The sequence below is a fragment of the Pseudomonas sp. FH1 genome (assembly GCF_000510895.2).
Lineage (GTDB): Bacteria > Pseudomonadota > Gammaproteobacteria > Pseudomonadales > Pseudomonadaceae > Aquipseudomonas > Aquipseudomonas azotoformans_A.
Genome location: NZ_AOHM01000123.1, coordinates 36,412 through 57,041 on the forward strand (window position 1 = coordinate 36,412; position 20,630 = coordinate 57,041).

17 protein-coding genes are annotated in these 20,630 nt (G+C 61.1%); 12 read left to right on the top strand and 5 right to left on the bottom strand.

Going from position 1 to position 20,630, the window contains the following annotated elements:
- Positions 1-8: 8 nt before the first annotated feature.
- Entirely contained in the window at positions 9-2,264 is a 2,256-nt protein-coding gene (locus H096_RS26265) for an Orn/Lys/Arg decarboxylase N-terminal domain-containing protein (protein WP_033902270.1), read from the bottom strand.
- A gap of 202 nt (positions 2,265-2,466) precedes the next feature.
- A complete protein-coding gene (gene dnaQ / locus H096_RS26270; protein ID WP_177053027.1) occupies positions 2,467-3,207 on the bottom strand; it encodes a DNA polymerase III subunit epsilon in 741 nt (246 codons plus the stop codon).
- A 201-nt stretch (positions 3,208-3,408) separates the two neighbouring features.
- Between dnaQ and H096_RS26275 the strand changes: the two genes are divergently transcribed.
- A complete protein-coding gene (locus H096_RS26275; protein WP_033902272.1) occupies positions 3,409-3,717 on the top strand; it encodes a DUF2388 domain-containing protein in 309 nt (102 codons plus the stop codon).
- A gap of 3 nt (positions 3,718-3,720) precedes the next feature.
- Here H096_RS26275 and rnhA read toward each other — a convergent pair whose 3' ends face one another.
- Together rnhA and H096_RS26285 are read right to left on the bottom strand one after the other, a co-directional pair.
- Complete coding sequence (gene rnhA / locus H096_RS26280; protein WP_010210917.1) at positions 3,721-4,173, bottom strand: ribonuclease HI; 453 nt, start codon at positions 4,171-4,173, stop codon at positions 3,721-3,723.
- 30 nt (positions 4,174-4,203) lie between these two features.
- Complete coding sequence (locus H096_RS26285; protein ID WP_016979721.1) at positions 4,204-4,962, bottom strand: methyltransferase domain-containing protein; 759 nt, start codon at positions 4,960-4,962, stop codon at positions 4,204-4,206.
- A 65-nt stretch (positions 4,963-5,027) separates the two neighbouring features.
- On the opposite strand from H096_RS26285, the gene gloB reads away from it, so the two are divergent.
- The 11 genes from gloB (at position 5,028) to H096_RS26340 (ending at position 20,096) form a co-directional block, all read left to right on the top strand.
- Positions 5,028-5,795, top strand: coding sequence for a hydroxyacylglutathione hydrolase (gloB, locus tag H096_RS26290; RefSeq protein WP_033902273.1), 768 nt, complete (start codon positions 5,028-5,030; stop codon positions 5,793-5,795).
- 98 nt (positions 5,796-5,893) lie between these two features.
- A complete protein-coding gene (locus tag H096_RS26295) occupies positions 5,894-7,309 on the top strand; it encodes a lytic transglycosylase domain-containing protein (RefSeq protein ID WP_033902274.1) in 1,416 nt (471 codons plus the stop codon).
- A 216-nt stretch (positions 7,310-7,525) separates the two neighbouring features.
- Entirely contained in the window at positions 7,526-9,355 is a 1,830-nt protein-coding gene (locus tag H096_RS26300) for an extracellular solute-binding protein (protein ID WP_033902275.1), read from the top strand.
- Positions 9,352-11,190 (top strand): extracellular solute-binding protein, encoded by a 1,839-nt coding sequence (locus tag H096_RS26305; protein WP_033902276.1) that lies wholly within the window; start codon positions 9,352-9,354, stop codon positions 11,188-11,190. The genes H096_RS26300 and H096_RS26305 overlap by 4 nt, the downstream gene beginning before the upstream one ends.
- Entirely contained in the window at positions 11,191-12,267 is a 1,077-nt protein-coding gene (locus tag H096_RS26310) for a microcin C ABC transporter permease YejB (protein ID WP_033902277.1), read from the top strand.
- 1 nt (position 12,268) lies between these two features.
- Positions 12,269-13,288, top strand: a complete 1,020-nt coding sequence (locus H096_RS26315) for an ABC transporter permease (protein WP_012723835.1) — start codon at positions 12,269-12,271, stop codon at positions 13,286-13,288.
- A 1-nt stretch (position 13,289) separates the two neighbouring features.
- Positions 13,290-14,891: an ABC transporter ATP-binding protein gene (locus H096_RS26320; RefSeq protein ID WP_033902278.1), complete on the top strand. Its 1,602-nt coding sequence runs from the start codon at positions 13,290-13,292 to the stop codon at positions 14,889-14,891.
- Between the two features lie 219 nt (positions 14,892-15,110).
- Positions 15,111-15,632 (top strand): sigma-70 family RNA polymerase sigma factor, encoded by a 522-nt coding sequence (locus tag H096_RS26325; RefSeq protein WP_033902279.1) that lies wholly within the window; start codon positions 15,111-15,113, stop codon positions 15,630-15,632.
- Positions 15,629-16,579: a FecR domain-containing protein gene (locus tag H096_RS26330; protein WP_033902280.1), complete on the top strand. Its 951-nt coding sequence runs from the start codon at positions 15,629-15,631 to the stop codon at positions 16,577-16,579. Before H096_RS26325 ends, H096_RS26330 begins: the two co-directional genes overlap by 4 nt.
- A 97-nt stretch (positions 16,580-16,676) precedes the next feature.
- Positions 16,677-19,139, top strand: a complete 2,463-nt coding sequence (locus H096_RS26335) for a TonB-dependent receptor (protein WP_033902281.1) — start codon at positions 16,677-16,679, stop codon at positions 19,137-19,139.
- A gap of 63 nt (positions 19,140-19,202) precedes the next feature.
- Positions 19,203-20,096, top strand: a complete 894-nt coding sequence (locus H096_RS26340) for an AraC family transcriptional regulator (RefSeq protein WP_033902282.1) — start codon at positions 19,203-19,205, stop codon at positions 20,094-20,096.
- On the opposite strand, the gene H096_RS26345 is transcribed toward H096_RS26340, so the two are convergent.
- Positions 20,038-20,625, bottom strand: coding sequence for a LysE family translocator (locus H096_RS26345; protein WP_033902283.1), 588 nt, complete (start codon positions 20,623-20,625; stop codon positions 20,038-20,040). The genes H096_RS26340 and H096_RS26345 overlap by 59 nt on opposite strands.
- Between the last annotated feature and the right edge of the window lie 5 nt (positions 20,626-20,630).

Sequence of the window (20,630 nt, forward strand, 5' to 3'; positions counted from 1 at the left end):
AACCATCCTTAACCCTTGATGCAATCGACGGTGTAACAACGACCACTGCCGTCATCTTCGTGTTGCAACCCATGAACATCGGCGACAAAACCGGGGAAACTGCTATCGAACGTCCGGGCAAACGCCAGGTAGTCGATGATCGAGCGTGTCGACTCGGTAAAGCGCTCGCCCGGCATGATCAATGGAATACCGGGCGGGTAAGGCACCAGCATCACTGCTGCGACGCGGCCTTGCAAGGCATCAATAGAGACTGCCTCCACTTCGCCCCTCACCAATTGATCGTAGGCGTCGGCCGGTTTCATCGCGATTTCCGGCAAGACGGTGTACATGCGCTTGAGGTGTTTGGCCGTGGCATTGCTGCGGTAACAGCCGTGCAATTGGTTGCACAGATCGCGCAAACCCAGCCCCTGGTAACGCACCGGCCCTTGGGCAAACACCGAAGGCAGGCAACTGGCCAGGCTGACATTCGCGTCGTAACTGCGCTTGAATTCCAGCAACTCGGTGAGCAAGGTACTCCATTTGCCCTTGGTGATGCCCATGGAGAACAACACAAGGAAGGAATACAGCCCGGTTTTTTCCACCACCAGTCCACGCTCCCAGAGGAATTTGCTGACGACCGCTGCGGGAATCCCGCAATCGCTGAGGGCGCCGCCGGCATTGAGGCCGGGCATCACCAGGGTCACTTTGATCGGGTCCAGCAGCACATAGTCTTCGGCCACGTCGCCGAAGCCATGCCAATCATCCTCAGGATGCAACAGCCAATCGGCGGTGACGACGCGGTCGATACCCGCGACCGAGGGCGGCTGCCAGATCGAAAACCACCAATCCTCTTCAGCAATGTGCTGGCGCAAGTTGGCCAGGGCGCGGCGGAAACTCAATGCCTCGTCGAACATTTCCTGCAACAGCGAACGCCCGGCCGGGCCTTCCATCATCGCCGACGCGACATCCAGCGAAGCAATGATGCTGTATTGCGGCGACGTGGAGATATGCATCATGAAAGCTTCGTTGAAGCGGTCACGGTCCAGTTGGCGTGCGCCACCGTCCTGCACATGGATCATCGAGGCCTGGCTGAAGGCCGCCAGGAGCTTGTGGGTCGAGTGGGTGGTGAACACCAACGGGCTGTCTGGCGTGCGCGAAGTGCCCATGCCGTAGCGCCCGGCGAAGAACTCATGGAATGCCGCGTAGGCATACCAGGCTTCGTCAAAATGCAGCACCTCGACACTGTTGCCCAGTTGCTGCTTGATCAGCTCGGCGTTGTAGCAGAGCCCGTCGTAGGTGGAATTGGTCACTACCGCCATTTTCACTTTCGGCGGGCGGCCACGGGTGAGCGGGCTGGCGTCGATCTTGGTGCGGATCGATTCGGGGCTGAATTCGCTCAGGGGAATCGGGCCGATAATGCCCAGTTCGTTACGTTCGGGGCACAGGTACAACGGGATGGCGCCGGTCATGATGATCGAGTGCAGCACCGACTTATGGCAATTGCGGTCCACAAGCACCAGGTCATCGCGGCCGACCATGGAATGCCAGACGATCTTGTTGGCGGTAGAGGTGCCGTTGATCACGAAGAAGGTGTGGTCGGCGCCAAAGTTGCGCGCGGCGCGGGCTTCGGCTTCGGCCAGTGGGCCGGTGTGGTCCAGCAACGAGCCGAGTTCAGGCACCGATACCGAGAGGTCGGAGCGCAGCGTGTTTTCCCCGAAGAACTGATGAAACGCCTGCCCCACCGGGCTCTTGCGGTAGGCCACGCCACCGCCATGGCCGGGGGTGTGCCAGGAGTAATTGGAGTCGGCGGTATGTTGCACCAGCGCCTTGAAGAATGGCGGCAACAGGCCATCCAAATAGGTGCGTGCCGCACGGGCGACTTGCCGCGCAAGAAACGGTACGGTGTCTTCGAATAGATAGAGAATGCCACGTAGCTGGTTGAGTTCGCTCATGGCGTCGGCGGGCGCATTTTCCAGGGTGACTTGCTCGCCCAGGGCAAAGATCGGCAGGTTCGGCGCCCGCAGCCGCGCCAGGCGGATCAGCTCGACCATGTTTTGCAGCAGGTGGGTATTTTCGCCAGCACCCTCGGCGGCGATCAGCATGCACGCCAGGCCATGATGGGTAGAAGCCACCAGTCGCCCTTCGGCGTAATCCACTGCGGAAAAAATACTGAAGCCCTCTTGTTCCAGCTCTCGGGCGATGCCTCGAACCCGGTCACCGGCAACGGTGTCGGCCTTGATGTCACGGTGCACGATAAGCACAGGAAACTTCAGGTCTTTGTACATGAGTGCGTTCAGTCCTGAGGGCTATGCACTCAAGGGTAGAAGCTGGGGGGCGATGACGCGAATGAAGATTTCAACGGTTGTACAAATCAAAGGTGGGAGCGGGCTTGCTCGCGAATGCAGTGTGTCAGTCGATAGATAAGTTAACTGAACCACCCTATTCGCGAGCAAGCCCGCTCCCACATTTTTACCGCGTTTTTCCGGCCTATTGCTGGGTCAGGGTTGACCACAACGCCGGCGCACCCGCCGACTTGGCAATCGCTTCCAGCCGCGCCGCATGCTCGGCCAGGTCCTGCTCACTGGCGCGGATGATCGTGGTCGGCTTGCGGTCGCCTGGCAGGCGACGGATTTCCGAAGGACGGTTGCCCGAGCCTTCCGCCGAGCCGCTGCCGTCTGAAGCGTTACCCGCCAGGGACAGGCTGGTCTGCCCGCCGGTCATGGTCAGGTAGACGTCGGCAAGAATCTCGGAGTCGAGCAAGGCGCCGTGCAGCTCACGGCCGGAGTTGTCGACGCCATAACGCTTGCACAAGGCATCGAGGCTGTTGCGCTGGCCGGGGTGGCGCTCACGGGCCATCATCAAGGTGTCGAGGATCGAGCAGTGCTGGGAAATGTCTGCACGATCAGTCTGCCCCATCAGGGCAAATTCGTTGTTGATGAAGCCGACGTCGAACGCCGCGTTATGGATGATCAGTTGGGCGCCGTTGATGAACTCAAAGAATTCATCGGCGACTTCAGCGAAACGCGGCTTGCCCTTGAGGAACTCGTCGGTGATGCCGTGGACGCCGATCGCGCCTTCGTCACTGTCGCGGTCTGGTTGCAGATAGACGTGGAAGTGACGCCCGGTGAGGCGGCGACCCATCAGTTCGACACAGCCGATTTCAATGATCCGGTGGCCGTCGGTCACCGGCATGCCGGTGGTTTCGGTATCGAGTACAACAGATCGGATGGCCATCAGGGTTCAGCTCTCAACGGTGTGGTGTATTTCAAGGGGCGGGATATTAGCACGTCACGCTCCAGGCCGCCCAAGGCTGGCCTAACGCCTTCAATTTCCGACAGTTTCTTACAATCTTTAGCAAAGCCGCAGCAGATTGCCCAAGGCGCCCTTGCTAGCCTGCGCACCCCAACTGAATGCGGACTCGGCAACACCATGAACCTTTCGAGAACACTGTGCTCCCTGTTGCTGATGGGCTGTGCCTGCATTGCACACGCTACCAGCTTCGTAATGACCACCGACTTCCTGATCAGCCTGTCCATGAGCGCCAGCAAGGGCACCACTTCTTCGTTCAAGGACGACAAGATTGTCCAGGCCGCCAGTCATGACGCCGAAGCCTTTGTCGCCAGCGACGGCCAGATACTGGGTGTGAGCCTGGCATCGGCGTTGGTGCATGTGCGTGAACGCCTGCCAGGGCAAACCTTTACCGATATGCAACTGGCCCAGGCGATCGCGGCACTTTAAACATCAGCTCTGTTTGTAGCCGCGCACTTCGTCCACGCCACGGTTGGCCAACTGGTCGGCGCGCTCGTTGCCGGGGTGGCCGATGTGGCCGCGTACCCACTTCCAGGTGATGTCATGACGATTGCATTGTTCATCGAGCAGTTGCCACAGGTCGGCGTTCTTCACCGGCTCCTTGGCCGCCGTCTTCCAGCCGCGTTTCTTCCAGTTGACCATCCACTCGTTGATGCCCTTCATCACGTATTGCGAGTCGGTCACCAGCAACACGTTGCAACGGCGCTTGAGTTCTTCCAGGCCGCGAATCGCGCCCATCAGCTCCATGCGGTTGTTGGTGGTATTGGGCTCGCCGCCCCACAACTCTTTCTCTACGCCCTTGCACACCAGCAACGCGCCCCAGCCGCCAGGGCCGGGGTTGCCTTTGCAGGCGCCATCGGTGAAGAGTTCTACGCTATCGGTCATCGGTTGCTCGGTATTCATTCAAAAAGAGGGTCATGCGTCGCTTTGCTTGCGGTTGACCTTGGCCATCGGCATCGGCACCAACTTGCCCATCGGCTCGCGGCGTACCTGTTGCACCGGCCGCAACCCAACCACGATCTTGCGCGCCACCAGCAGATAGAAGCCGCCACCCGACAATTGCCAGGCGCCTGCGCGGCGCTCCCAGCCGGCCAGGCGGGCTTGCCACTTGGTCGACGCAAGCGGCGGACGATAGCACCCGAAGCGGCGTTTCTCCAGCGCGAAGCCCAGCAGGTTCAGCCAGTCCCCCACCCGTTGCGGCGAGATGCAACGCGCCTGGCGCAAGGCGTCGTGGGCGAACACATGGCGCAAGCCCCAACTGCTCCAGGGGTTGATCCCGACAATCAGCAAATGACCACCCGGACGCACACTGCTCGCCGCTTCGCGCAGCAAGCCGTGGGGCGACAGGCAGAAATCCAGGCCATGCTGCAACACCACCACATCGGCGGCGTGCTCGCTCAACGGCCAGGCCTGCTCCTCGCAGACAATCTCCACCCCCGGCAACGGTGCACCCAGGCGAACATTGCGCTGCACCTGGGGCGCGCACGGCGGCGTTTCGGCCGAGGGGCCGTAATGCACCAGGTAGCCGCCAAAGAACCGGCCCAACTCGTCTTCGAGCATGCGCCGTTCTTCGTCCAGCAGAAATTGCCCGATCGGACCGGACAGCCATTCACGGGCTGCACTGATCAGGGCCAGCCACTCAGGATCGGCCTGGGCGAACGCTTTATCAGTCATTGCATTCTCCAACTCGCCTAGACGTTCTAAGATGCACCAATGTGTTCAGCTTGGCGAATCGAAGAATGATACAGATCAGTGCCCTGCCCGCCTTCACCGATAACTACATCTGGTTGTTACAAGACCCGAGCACCCAGCGCTGCGCCGTGGTCGACCCCGGCGATGCCGCGCCGGTACTGGCCTGGCTCAAGCAAAACCCTGAGTGGGTCCTGAGCGACATCCTCATCACTCACCATCACCACGACCATGTCGGCGGCGTCGAACAACTCAAACGGGTGACTGACGCCAAGGTCTACGGCCCAGCCAACGAGAAAATCCCCGCGCGGGACGTCGCCCTTAACGATGACGAGCGGATCAGCGTGCTCGGCTGGGATTTCGACATTTATACCGTGCCCGGCCACACCCTGGGCCATATCGCGTTTTATCACCAAGGCGTGCTGTTCTGTGGCGACACCCTGTTCGCCGCCGGTTGCGGGCGTCTGTTCGAAGGCACGCTAGAACAGATGCACACCTCCCTTGAGCGTCTGGCCGCGCTGCCCGCCGACACCTTGGTGTACTGCACCCACGAATACACACAAAGCAACCTCAAGTTTGCCCAGGCCGTGGAACCGGACAATGCCGATATCGCCGAACGGGTGGAAAACGTCCGCCAATTGCGCGAACGTGGCGAGATCACGCTGCCTTCCAACCTGGCCCTGGAAAAGCGTACCAACCCCTTTCTGCGCACCTCTGAAACATCCGTTAAACAAAAAGCGGACGAACGGAATGGCCGCGACAACCGCTCTGGGGCCGAGGTGTTTGCTAGCTTGAGGGCGTGGAAAGATAAGTTCTAACGGGAAGCAATCTGATACGTAATTTCTGAATGGTTGACCGGAACCAAACGGGTTTCTAGAATCGCCCGACATTTTTGCCCGGAACTTACTTCCAGCCAATGTCGTCATCTATTCGTAAATCCAACCATTCAGACGCATTGACCCGCCTGGCTCAAGCTGTGGCGGTGGCTGTGTCCGCCACGCTGGCGGGCTGCCAATCAAGCAATTTCACCGCACAATCCACCGTGCAACCCAAGCCAAACCTCAGCGCCAAGATCAAACAGAAACCCGTCATCTGGCTTTCTCAAAAGCCCGCTCCCGAAGTGCCCCAAGATGTCTGGGAGCGCATGCGAAGGGGCTTTCAATTGCAGGATGGTGTAGGCGTCAACCCACGTATCGAGCAACAGCGACTGTGGTTCGCCAGCAACCCCTCCTTCCTCGAGAACGCCGGTGAACGCGGCAGCCTCTACATTCATTACATCGTCGAACGCCTTGAAGAACGCAACATGCCACTGGAGCTGGCGCTGCTGCCAGTGATTGAAAGTGCCTACAACCCGATGGCCTATTCGCGCAGCGATGCGGTCGGCTTGTGGCAGTTCATTCCCTCCACCGGGCGCTACTTCAACCTGCGCCAGACCCGGGCCTATGATGGCCGCCGCGACATCACCGCCTCCACCACCGCCGCCCTCGACTACCTGACCCGTCTGCACGACATGTTCAACGGTGACTGGCTGTTGGCCCTGGCCGCCTACAACGCCGGCGAAGGCACGGTGAGCCGGGCAATCGAGCGCAACGAGAAGCTCGGCCTGCCGACCGACTACTGGAACCTGCCCCTGCCCCAGGAAACCAAGGACTACGTGCCCAAGTTCCTGGCGTTGTCCCAAGTGGTGCTGGCGCCCGAGGCCTATGGCGTCAACCTGAACCCGATTGCCAACACGCCGTACTTCGAAGTGGTTGAAGTCAAGCAAAGCATGGACCTGTCACGGGTCGCCGCACTGGCCGAAATCGACGAAGACGAACTGTTCCAGCTCAACCCCGCGCTGAAACAGCGCACCACCCTGGATGGCCCGCAGCATCTGCTGGTGCCGAGTTCCAAGGCACAACTGCTCACTAGTACCCTTTCGACGATGAAGCCAGAAGAATTGCTGGCGATGCGGCCGAAAAAGCAGGTGTTCGACGAAGTCGAGACCGCGCGCGTTGCCGGCCGTAGCCGCAGCTACAAGGTGCGCAGTGGGGACAACCTGACGCTGATCGCCAAGGCCAACAAGGTCGATGTGCATGACCTGCAGCGCTGGAACAAGCTGAACGGCCAGGCGCTCAAGGTCGGCCAGACCCTGGTGATGCAGGACACGCGTAAGCTGGTGGCCAAGGCCGACAGCAAGAAGCCGGTGCAATACAAGGTCAAGAAAGGCGACTCGTTGTACATCGTCGCCAAGCGTTTCAACGTTGAGATGCAACATCTCAAGCGCTGGAACCCGCGTACTGGCCAGGCGCTCAAGCCAGGGCAGATGCTGGTGGTTTCCGGGCCACGCTGATTGTGACGAGGGAGCTTGCTCCCGCTGGGCTGCGCAGCAGCCCCAACAAACATCGGGTGTAACTCCGGTTTTGGGAGCGCTTCGCGCTCCAGCGGGAGCAAGCTCCCTCGCCACAAGAAGCCCTTACGCTCACTACAACAGCAACCTTTTTCCAACCGGAACAAGCTGTTACTGTACCGATCATAAAGCGCAAGCCGCCTGGATCGGATCCCTGACTTGAAGCGTCCCCTCCTTCTACTAATAAGTCTGGCCTTGAGCTTTGGTGCGAACGCGGCGATTACCGAGAGCCACGGTTATACGCAGTTCGGCAGGCTCAAGTACCCGGCCAAATTCACCCACTTCGATTGGGTAAACCCCGCAGCGCCGAAAGGCGGGACATTGCGGGTCATGGCCTTTGGCACCTTCGATACGCTCAATCCCTATACCTTCAAGGGCTCCAGCCCGGTTTCCACTCCCAATTTCCTGCAGTACGGCGTCAACGAGCTGAACGAGCCATTGATGGTCGGCACCGGGCTGTACGCGCCCTCCGGCGATGAGCCCACCTCCAGTTATGGGCTGATCGCCCAGTCGGTGGAGTACAGCGAGGACCGCAGCTGGGTGGTGTTCAACCTGCGCCCGGAAGCGCGTTTTCATGATGGCAAACCAATCACGGCCTATGACGTGGCGTTTTCCTATCGCACCCTGCTGACCGAAGGCCATCCGCAATACCGCACCAACCTGCAGGAAGTGGCGCGGGTGGATATCCTCAACCGACACCGGATCCGCTTTGTGTTCAAGCGCGCCGGCAACCCGTTGCTGATCCTGCGTCTGGGCGAATTGCCGGTATTGCCCCAGCACTATTGGAAAAACCGCGACTTCAAGGCCACCACCTTCGAACCACCACTGGGCAGCGGGCCGTACCGTATCAGCAAGGTCACGCCTGGCCGGCAACTGGTGTTCGAACGGGTCAAGGACTACTGGGGCAAGGACCTGCCGGTCAACCAGGGGTTTTATAACTACGACAAGGTCGAAGTGGAGTTCTATCGCGACAGCGACGTGGCCTTCGAAGCCTTCAAGGCCGGCGAGTTCGATATCTATATCGAGCATCAGGCCAAAAACTGGGCCAACGGTTACAACTTCCCGGCGGTGAACCGGGGCGACGTGATCAAGGCGCAGATAGCCCACCAGATCCCGACCCAGAGCCAGGGCCTGTTCATGAACAGCCGGCGACCGAATTTCAGCCAGACCAAGGTGCGCGAAGCCCTGGGGCTGATGTTCGACTTCGAATGGACCAACCGCACCCTGTTCAGCAGCGCCTACAAACGTACTTTGAGCTATTACCCTAACAGCGAATTCTCCGCCACCGGCGTGCCCACCGGCCATGAATGGCTGATGCTCTCGCCCTACCGCGAGCAATTGCCGGCCAACCTGTTTACCCAGCCGTTCAGCCTGCCCCAGACCGACGGGCGCGGCATCCCCCGCGAGACCATGCGCCGCGCCCTGGCCCTGCTCGGTGACGCCGGCTGGAAACTCTCCGGCCAACGTCTGCTGAACAAAGACGGCCAACCGCTGCGCTTCGAGATCCTGCTGGTCAACCCGAACCTGGAGCGCATCCTGCAGCCCTATGTCGAGAACCTGATCAGCATCGGCATCGACGCGCGCCTGCGCACCGTCGACCGCGCCCAATACAAGCAACGCCTGGATCAGTTCGACTTCGACATGATCCTCATCACCCTCAACCAGACCTTGAGTCCGGGCCTTGAGCAGTGGCAGTACTTCCACTCCAGCCAGGCCGCGATCAAGGGCAGCAAGAACTACGCAGGCATTGCCAACCCGATTGTCGATCACCTGCTGGAACAACTGCTGGCCGCCAAGACCCGCGAAGAGCAACTGGCCGCCGGCCGTGCCCTGGACCGGGTGCTGCTGTGGCAGCACTACAGTATTCCCAACTGGTACCTCAACTATCATCGCTTGGCGTACCGCAACCGGTTCGCCTTTGTCACCACGCCGCCCTATAGCCTGGGCCTGAGCGCGTGGTGGCTGAAAGCTTCGGAGAAAGCCCAATGATGTATTTGCGTACTGCACTGCTCGGCGGCCTGCTGCTGTGCACCGCGGCCCACGCCGCCCCGCAACATGCGTTGACGCTCTACAACGAACCGCCCAAATACCCCGCCGACTTCAAGCATTTCGACTACGTCAACCCGGACGCGCCCAAGGGCGGCACGTTCCGCGAGTCGGCCATGGGCGGCTTCGACAGCCTCAACCCGTACATCAGCAAGGGCGTGCCGGCCGACAACCTCGGTTTGATCTACGACACCCTGGCCATGCAAAGCCTTGATGAACCTATCACCGAATACGGCCTGGTCGCCGGCAAGATCGAAAAAGCCCCGGACAACAGTTGGGTGCGCTTCTATTTGCGCCCCGAAGCCCGCTTCCATGACGGTCACCCGATCCGCGCCGAAGACGTGGTGTTCACCTTCCAGGAACTGATCAAGGAAGGCTCGCCGATCTACCGCACTTACTACGCCGACGTCGACGAAGTGATCGCCGAAGACCCGCTGAAGGTGCTGTTCAAGTTCAAGCGCACCAACAACCGCGAATTACCGCTGATCCTTGGGCAACTGCCGGTATTGCCCAAGCATTGGTGGGCCACCCGCGATTTTGCCAAGGGCAACCTCGAAGTGCCGCTGGGCAGCGGGCCGTACAAGGTGGCCGAGGTCAAGGCCGTGCGCATGATCCGCTACGAGCGGGTCAAGGATTACTGGGCCAAGGACCTGCCGGTCGCCAAGGGTTTCTACAACTTCGATAACCGCATCACTGACTATTACCGCGACAGCACCGTGTCCTTGGAAGCCCTCAAGGCCGGGCAGTTCGACTATTGGCTGGAGTTCAGCGCCAAGAACTGGGCCAACGCCTATAACATCCCGGCGGTGGCCCAGGGCCGCTTGATCAAGGAAGAAATTCCCAACGGCAACCCCACCGGCATGCAGGGCTTCGTGTTCAACATGCGCAAGCCGATGTTCCAGGACGTGCGCGTGCGCAAGGCCATCAGCCTGTTGCTGGATTTCGAATGGAGCAACAAGCAGCTGTTCAACGGCGCCTATACCCGCACCCGCAGCTACTTTGAAAACTCGGAAATGGCCGCCACCGGCCTGCCGGGCCCGGATGAACTGGCGATCCTCGAACCGCTGCGCGACAAGATCCCGCCTGAAGTCTTCACCCAGGCCTTCGAACCGTCCAAGACCGACGGTAGCGGCATGATCCGCACCCAGCAGCGCGAGGCCTACCAACTGCTGCAGGAAGCCGGCTGGCGCATCGTCGATGACAAGATGGTCGACACCACCGGCAAGCCGGTGAAAATCGAGTTCCTGCTGGCCCAGACCGAGTTCGAACGCATCCTGCTGCCGTTCAAGCGCAACCTGGCCGACCTGGGCATCGACCTGGTGATCCGTCGGGTTGACGTCTCGCAGTTCATCAACCGCATTCGCTCGCGGGACTTCGACATGCTGGTGGGCAGCTTCCCGCAGTCCACCTCGCCGGGGAACGAACAGCGCGAGTTCTGGAAGTCCTCCAGCGCCGACAAACCCGGCAGCCGCAACTACATGGGGCTCAAGGACCCGGCCATCGACCAGCTGGTGGAAGAGCTGATCGACGCCGATTCGCGCAAAAGCCTGGTGGCGCACGCCAAGGCCCTGGACCGCGTGTTGCAGTTCGGCTACTACGTGATCCCGAACTGGCACATCAAGACCTTCCGCGTGGCGTACTGGGATCACCTGGGCCACCCCAAAGTCCCGCCGCGCTACGACGTTGGCACCGCCACCTGGTGGGCCAAGCCTGACGTAAAACCCGCCGTCACCTCAGAACCAGACGCCAGCGCCGATCCGGCGAGTGGAGGCGATTAAATGCTGGCCTATATCTTTCGCCGCCTGTTGCTGATCATCCCCACGTTGTTCGGGATCCTGCTGATCAACTTCGTCATCATCCAGGCCGCCCCCGGTGGCCCGGTGGAGCAGATGATCGCCAAGCTTGAAGGTTTTGAAGGCGCCACCAGCCGCATTGCCGGTGGCGGCGCCGAAGTGTCGGTGGCCGGTTCCAGCAGCTACCGTGGCGCCCAGGGCCTGGACCCGGCGCTGATCAAGGAAATCGAGAAGATGTACGGCTTCGACAAATCGGCGCCGGAACGCTTGTGGATCATGGTCAAGAACTATGCCCAGCTGGACTTTGGCGACAGCTTCTTCCGCGACGCCAAGGTCATCGACTTGATCAAGGAAAAGATGCCGGTGTCCATTTCCCTCGGGTTATGGAGCACGCTGATCATGTACCTGGTGTCGATCCCGCTGGGGATCGCCAAGGCCACGCGACACGGCAGCCATTTTGATGTGTGGACCAGCTCGGCGATCATCGTCGGCTACGCGATCCCGGCGTTCCTGTTTGCGATCCTGCTGATCGTGGTGTTTGCCGGTGGTAGCTACCTGGACTGGTTCCCCTTGCGCGGGCTTACGTCGAACAACTTCGACGAACTGAGCTGGGGCGGCAAGATCCTCGATTACTTCTGGCACCTGGCGCTGCCCATCACAGCCCTGGTGATCGGCAACTTCGCCACCATGACCCTGCTGACCAAGAACAGCTTTCTCGATGAGATCAACAAGCAGTACGTCGTCACCGCCAAGGCCAAGGGCCTGACCAACCACCGCGTGCTGTACGGCCATGTATTTCGCAACGCGATGTTGCTGGTGATCGCCGGTTTCCCTTCGGCCTTCATCGGGATTTTCTTCACCGGTTCTTTGCTGGTGGAAGTGATTTTCTCCCTCGACGGCCTGGGCCTGATGAGCTTTGAAGCGGCGATCAACCGCGACTACCCGGTGGTGTTCGGCACCCTGTTTATCTTCACCCTGCTGGGGCTGATCGTGAAACTGATCGGCGACCTCACTTACACCCTGGTCGATCCGCGTATCGACTTTGCCAGCCGGGAGCATTGAGATGAATCTATCCCCCCTCAATCGCCGCCGGTTCGAGCGGTTCAAGGCAAACAAGCGTGGCTGGTGGTCGCTGTGGCTGTTCCTGATCCTGTTCGTGCTGAGCCTGGGCGCAGAGCTGATCGCCAACGACAAGCCGCTGGCTGTGCACTACGACGGCGGCTGGTATTTCCCGGCGCTCAAGCGCTACCCGGAGACCACCTTTGGCGGTGAATTCCCGCTGGAGGCCAACTACAAGAGCCCCTACATCCAGGAACTGCTCAAGGCCAAGGATGCCTGGACCTTGTGGGCACCGATTCCGTTCAGCTACCAGAGCATCAATTACGACCTGAAAGTGCCGGCGCCCGCGCCGCCTTCCAGCGTGAACCTGTTGGGCACCGATGACCAGGGCCGCGATGTGCTGGCACGAGTGATCTACGGCTTCCGTGTGTCGGTGCTGTTTGCCCTGACGCTGACAGTGCTCAGTTCGATCATCGGCGTGATCGCCGGGGCCTTGCAGGGTTTCTACGGCGGTTGGGTGGACTTGGCCGGGCAGCGCTTCCTGGAGATCTGGTCCGGGTTGCCGGTGCTGTACCTGCTGATCATCCTCGCCAGTTTCGTGCAACCCAACTTCTGGTGGTTGCTGGGCATCATGCTGCTGTTTTCGTGGATGAGCCTGGTGGACGTGGTGCGCGCCGAGTTCCTGCGCGGGCGAAACCTGGAATACGTGCGCGCCGCCAGGGCCCTGGGCATGCAGAATGGCGCGATCATGTTCCGGCATATCCTGCCCAATGCGATGGTGTCGACCATGACCTTCATGCCGTTCATTCTCACCGGCGCTATCGGCACCCTCACCGCCCTGGACTTCCTCGGTTTTGGCTTGCCGGCCGGTTCACCGTCCCTGGGTGAGCTGGTGGCCCAGGGCAAATCCAATCTGCAAGCGCCGTGGCTGGGCATGAGTGCCTTTGCCGTGCTGGCGATCATGTTGAGTTTGCTGGTGTTTATCGGCGAGTCCGCTCGCGATGCCTTCGACCCGAGGAAATGAGATGAATCAGGATAATCTGATCGAAATCCGCGACCTCTCCGTCGAGTTCGTCACGGGCGACCATCACCACCGCGTGGTGAACAACGTCAGCTTCGACATCAAGCGTGGCGAGACCATTGCCCTGGTGGGCGAAAGTGGCTCGGGCAAATCGGTGACCGCCCACTCGATCCTGCGCCTGCTGCCCTACCCGCTGGCGCGGCACCCCTCCGGCACCATCGACTATGCCGGGCAGGACCTGCTCACACTAAAAGAAAAAACCATCCGCCATATTCGTGGCAACCGCATTGCGATGATCTTCCAGGAGCCGATGACCTCGTTGAACCCGCTGCACTCCATCGAGAAGCAGATCAACGAAGTGCTCGGCCTGCACAAGGGGCTGCAAGGCAAGGTCGCCACCCAGCGCACCTTGGAGCTGCTCGATCTGGTGGGCATTCCCGAGCCGCACAAACGCCTCAAGGCCCTGCCCCATGAGCTGTCCGGCGGCCAGCGCCAGCGGGTGATGATCGCCATGGCCCTGGCCAATGAGCCGGAGCTGCTGATCGCCGATGAGCCGACCACGGCGCTGGATGTGACGGTGCAATTGAAGATCCTCGAATTGCTCAAGGAACTGCAGGCGCGCCTGGGCATGGCCCTGCTGCTGATCAGCCATGACTTGAACCTGGTGCGGCGTATCGCCCATCGCGTGTGCGTGATGCAAAAGGGTTGCATCGTCGAGCAGGCCGACTGTGAAACGCTGTTCCAGTCGCCCCAGCATCCGTACACCCAGGAACTGCTCGCGGCGGAGCCCAGCGGCGGACCGGCCAGCAACGAAGTCGGCCCCCCGTTGCTGGAAGTCGATGACCTGAAAGTCTGGTTCCCGATCAAGAAAGGCTTCTTGCGCAACACCGTCGATTACGTCAAGGCGGTGGACGGCATCAACTTCAGCCTGCCCCAGGGGCAGACCCTGGGCATCGTCGGTGAAAGCGGCTCGGGCAAATCCACCTTGGGCCTGGCGATTCTGCGGTTGATCGCCAGCAAGGGCGGCATTCGCTTTGAAGGCCAGCAACTGGACAAGCTCACCCAGCAGCAGGTACGCCCGCTGCGCCGGGAAATGCAGGTGGTGTTCCAGGACCCGTTCGGCAGCCTGAGCCCGCGCATGTGCGTCAGCGAGATCGTCGGCGAAGGCCTGCGCATCCACAAGATGGGTACGCCGGCCGAGCAGGAAGCCGCGATCATCGCGGCGCTCAAGGAAGTGGGCCTCGACCCCGAATCCCGGCACCGCTACCCCCACGAGTTCTCCGGCGGCCAGCGCCAACGCATCGCCATCGCCCGCGCCTTGGTGCTCAAGCCGCGCCTGATCCTGCTCGATGAACCTACCTCAGCCCTGGACCGCACGGTGCAACGCCAAGTGGTGGAACTGCTGCGTAGCCTGCAGGCCAAGTACAACCTGACCTACCTGTTCATCAGCCATGACCTGGCGGTGGTGAAGGCGCTGAGTCACCAGTTGATGGTGGTCAAGCATGGGCAGGTGGTGGAACAAGGCGATGCCAAGGCGATTTTTGCCGACCCGCAGCATGCCTACACCCGGCAACTGCTGGAAGCAGCGTTCCTCGTGCCCGCCTGATGTACGTAGATCAGAAATGTGGGAGCGGGCTTGCTCGCGAATGCAGTGTGTCAGTCGATGCATCTATGACTGACAAAACGCATTCGCGAGCAAGCCCGTTCCCACATTTGATCGACTGCACACCTCCCCTTCAATAGCCATTCAATATCATTTGCGCACACGCGCCCCCTTTGCTTTAATCGCGACCAATTCTTATTTACGCCAATCCTTTTGCGCTGGATGGACATCGTGTCGACCTCTTTCACCCACCTCTACGGCACTCACCACGGCTGGCTGCTCGGCCTGCTGCGCCGTCGGCTGAATGACCGTTGGGATGCCGCCGACCTGGCCCACGACACCTTTATTCGCCTCCTCAACCGCCCGCCGGTCGAAACCGACCACGTGGGCCAGCGCTCGTACCTGGCAACCATCGCCCGTGGCTTGTGCATCGACCTCTGGCGGCGGCGCCAGCTAGAGAAGGCCTGGCTGGACAGCCTGGCCCTGTGTCCGCAAGCCACCCAGCCGTCACCGGAACAACGCGCAATCATCGTCGAAACACTCTACGAAGTGGACGCCATGCTTGCGCGCCTGCCAAAGAACGTCCGCGAAGCCTTCCTGCTCGCCCAACTGCACGGCCTGGCCTACAAGCAGATTGCCGAGCAGTTGGGCGTGGGCGAGCGCATGGTCAAGAAGTACATGGCTCAGGCCCTGTTGCATTGCGCGATCCTGGAAGCGGAACTCGACGGCATGCTGGTGCAATGAACACGCCCGGCAAACTCAGCCACGCCAGCCTGGAGCAGGCGGCGCAATGGTACGTGCGCCTGCAGGATCAAGGGGGAGCCCTGGAGCAACTGCACTGGCAGGCCTGGGTCGCGCAGAACCCCGAGCATTTGGCGGCCTGGCACTATGTGCAGCGTGTAAGCCAGCGTTTTACCCCGTTGCAGGAACACGCCCACGGCGCCAGCCGGGCGTTGCGCACCTCGCGCCGTCAAACTCTCAAGACGCTGCTGGTGCTGGGCGTCGGTTCGACACTGGCCTGGGGCACTTGGCGCACAACCGCCCTGCCCCGACTGGTCGGCGGCTGGAGTGCGGACTATGCCACCCGTAGCGGTGAAACCCACGACACGCTGCTGGCCGATGGCAGTCATGTGTGGTTGAACGCCTTGACGGCTCTGGATGTGCGCTTTGATGGGGTTCAACGTTTGCTGCAACTGCGTTTCGGCGAAGTGCTGATCGACACGGCCAAGGATGCCAGCCGGCCATTCCTGGTGGATACCGCACACGGCCGTATGCAGGCGCTGGGTACTCGTTTCAGCGTGGTACAAAGCGACGACCACACCCAACTCAACGTCTTCGAAGGCCGGGTGCAAGTCACCGCTGCCAACCACCCCGTGCGCATCATCGAAGCCGGCCAGCAAGTCTCATTCAGCCGCAACGGCTTCCAGCCAACCGCACCGGCCTCACCGTCGCGCGAGGCCTGGAGCCGCGGCGTTTTGCTGGCGGACAACCTGCCGCTTGGCCAACTGATCGCCGAACTCAACCGTTATCGCCCCGGCCACCTGGGCTGCGACCCGGCCGTGGCGCACTTGCCGGTGATGGGTTCATTCCCGTTGATGGACAGCGACCACGCGCTGAATCTGCTGCAAGCCGCATTGCCGATACGTGTCGATAAACCGATGACATGGTGGGTCACCGTCGGTCCTCGGTAAACAATCCTCAACCGCCAGTTCCCTTTTTGAAAACTCGTTCGGTTAACCCTGCAGACGCTTCATTTCGCCGATCGATTTGATCCAAAGGGAAACATCCATGTCGCAACCTGCTCGCTTCGCGCTGCGCCCATTGGCGCTGGCTACCTCGCTGTTTTGCCTTGGCACACCGACGCTGCAAGCCGCCGAGTCGCCCTCGACCCAGGAAGCCAGCCGCAGCTATCGCATTGCCGCCGGCTCCCTGATCAGTGTGCTGAACAGCTTTGCCGAGCAGTCCGGTATTTACATCGCCGGCCACAACAACCTCGCCGCCGGCAAGATCAGCCCCGGCCTGAATGGCAGCTACACCCCGGCAGCCGGCTTGCAGCGCTTGTTGCAGGGCAGCGGTTTGCAGGCCCTGCCCCAAGGCAACAACGGCTATGTGCTGGAACAGATCCCGGCCAATACCAGCGCCCTCGAACTGGGCGCCACGACTATCTCCGGCCAGGACCTCGGCGCCACCACCGAAGACACCCGCTCCTACACCACTGGCTCCATGGCCTCGGCGACCGGCCTGCCACTGTCGATGCGCGAGACCCCGCAATCGGTCACCGTGATCACCCGCCAGCAGATGGATGACCAAGGCTCCAACAGCATCGCCGACACCCTGCGCCGCGCCCCCGGCGTGAGCGTGCAGAACTACGACAGTGAGCGCTGGGAGTTCTCCAGCCGTGGCCTGCCAATCACCAATTTCCAGTACGACGGCGTCAACTCCACCTACGACGGCGTGTATGACTACGGCACCACCAGCACCGACATGGCGGTGTATGACCACCTGGAAATCATCAAGGGTTCGGCTGGCCTGTTGAGCGGTTCCGGCGACCCGTCCGCCACAGTCAACCTGATCCGCAAGAAACCTACGGCAGCGTTCAAGGCCTCGGTGACCCAGACCTTCGGTTCCTGGGACAACTACCGCACCGAAGGCGATATCTCCGGCCCGCTGACCGAATCAGGCAATGTGCGTGGACGGTTTGTCGGTGTGTATCAGGACCGCCAGTCGTACCTGGACCATTACCAGAACACCAAGGACATCGCCTACGGCATCCTTGAGGCGGACCTTACGCCCGACACGCTGTTGACCTTCGGCATCGACCAGCAGAACACCCGCTCACGCGGCGCCAGCTGGACCGGTTTCCCGATGTACTTCAGCGACGGCTCGCGCACGAACTTCTCGCGCTCGTTCAACCCGGCGGCCGACTGGAGCCGTCGCGACTTCCAGAACCAGACGCTCTTCGCTTCGGTGCAGCAAAAGCTGGCAAACGACTGGTCGCTCAAGGTCAGCCTCGACCGCAAGCGCAGCCAGCACGACACCCTGCTCGCCTCCGCCAGCGGCGGCAACCCGGACCCGGTCAGCGGCGAGAACATGTACATGTTCATGGGCAAGTACAAGGGCGATCAGGTGCAGAACACCCTGGACGTCAACCTCAGCGGGCCGTTCAGTCTGTTTGGTCGCGAGCACGAGTTGATCATGGGCTTCATGGCCACCCGTTCGAAGCAGGACGTACCAGTGTATGGCTCGATCTACCCCGCGGTGGGCGGCAGCATCTTCGATTGGCGCGGCGAGTACGCCAAGCCGGATATCCCACGCAGCGGCCAGAACGACATCGTGCAACGCCAGACCGGCGCCTACCTGGCCACGCGCCTGAAACCCACCGATGACCTGTCGGTGATCCTCGGCACCCGCGTCAGCAATTTCAGTGGCACCGACACCACCGACTTCTACGACCCGACCAAGACCGACAATCGCACCACGTATCATCAGAGCGGCGTGGTCACGCCGTACGCGGGGATTGTCTACGACCTCAACGACACCTGGTCGGTCTACACCAGCTACACGCAAATCTACCGTCCGCAAACCAGCAAGGACGCGGACCGCAAATTGCTCGACCCGATCGAAGGCGAAACCTACGAAGCCGGGATCAAGGCCGCGTTCTACGAGGGCCGCCTGAACGCCAGTTTTGCCGCGTTCCGCATCGAGCAGGACAACGTCGCCGAGTATGTCTCGGGCTTCGAGACCGACTCGGTGTACCGCCCTATTGCCGGCGCCACCACCAAGGGCTTCGAAGCAGAGCTGTCGGGTGAAGTGCTGGACGGCTGGAACCTTTCCGCCGGCTACACCTACCAGCACACCCGCGATGCCAATGATGGCTACGTCTACAGCTCGGTGCTGCAAACCACCACGCCGCAGCAAGTGGTACGCCTGTTCAGCGCCTATCGCCTGCCCGGCGCCCTGCAGAACGTCACCGTGGGCGGCGGCGTGAACTGGCAGAGCGAGTTCTTCGGCAATGTGTTCCAGCCCGATCCGGCCGACACCGTCAACTTCGGCCATAACTCGCGGATCACCCAGGACAGCTACTACCTGGTGGACTTGATGGCGCGCTACCGCTTCAACGAGCACCTGAGCACCACGCTCAACGTGAAGAACCTGTTCGACAAAAAGTACTACACCGGCCTGGGTAACTTCGGTACGGGCTTCTATGGCGAGCCGCGTAGCGTGCAACTGGCGACCAAGTGGGACTTCTGAGCTGACGGCACTGGCGGTGTGTGTAATGATCCCTGCACTCGCTCAAGGGAGGCAACCGCCGCCATGTCGATGCACAACCGCGCTCATCTTTCACGCTCGCCGCGCTTCTGGCGCGACGAGCGCCTGCCCTTCATCGAGGCACGCACCATCGACGATGGGCGCAAGGTGACCTATACCCGACACGCGCACGAGCACTTTTCCATTGGTGCAGTGACAACCGGCCGCAGCTACTACCACTATGGCGTCGACACCTTTGAGATCAGCGCCGGCACCGTGGTGTTGATGAACCCCGGCGACGTGCACGCGTGCAATCCCATCGCCAATGAGCCGTGGTCCTATCAGATGGTGTACCTCGACACGCCCTGGCTGACGGATTTGCAGCATCAGTTGGGCTTCAGTGCTGACCAGGGCTACCGGCCCTTCAACACGCCTTACACCCAGGACCCGGTGCTGTACCAGGGCCTGCTGGCGTTGTACCGGATATTGGTGGATGAACAGGCCGAGCACCTGAAAAAACAAAGCGCTTTGGTGAGCTACTTCAGCGAAGTACAGCAGCGACTCAACCCCTCCCATACCCCGCTGCGCGAGGTCAACCAAAGGCTGGAGCGGGCCGCCGAGTACATCCGAGAGCACTGCACCCAGGCGCTGAAACTCGAAGATATCTGCGGTGCGGCCGAGCTGTCACCGTCCTACCTGATCCGGGCCTTCAAGCAGTATTACGGCCTCACGCCCCATGCGTTCCTGGTCAACCAGCGCATCCATTTTGCCCGTACGCAATTGCGCCAGGGCGAGTTGATCGCCGATGTAGCCCTGGCCGCAGGCTTCGCCGACCAGGCGCATTTCCAGCGCACCTTCAAACAGCATTTCGCCGCCACGCCGGGGCAGTACCGCGACCGGCTCACGCCATCAGCAAATAACCCACACTGGCCACCAGCAACGCGGCCATTGAACGGTTGAACACCCGCACGCCCTGGGGATTGCCCAGGTAGCGGCGCAGGAAGGTTCCCGCATAGGCCCAGCAGGCCACCGACAGGTAGCAGATCACCAGGTAAAGCGCCGCAAACAGCCAGACTTGCGCGGCGTCGCCGTCCGCGACGAACAGCCCCATCCCCGCCACACAGGCAAGCCACGCCTTGGGGTTGAGCCATTGCATGATCGCGCCATACAGCATCGACGGTGCGGTGGCAGTGCCCTCGGCATCCAGTCGACCATCGTCGACCGCTAGCTTCCAAGCCATGTACAGCAGGAAGGCCACTCCGCCCCACTGGATCAGTTGGGTCAGGATCGGCCAGCGCACCAGTACCTCATGCAGGCCCAGGCCAATCAGCACCAGCAACAAGGTGAACCCCACAGCAGCGCCAACCACATGTTTCTGGCTGGCGACAAACCCGAAACGCGCCCCCGAACTCAGCGCCACCACATTCACCGGTCCGGGCGTGATGGAAGTGGCCAACGCGAAGGCGGCCATGGAAATGATCAAGCTCATTGCAG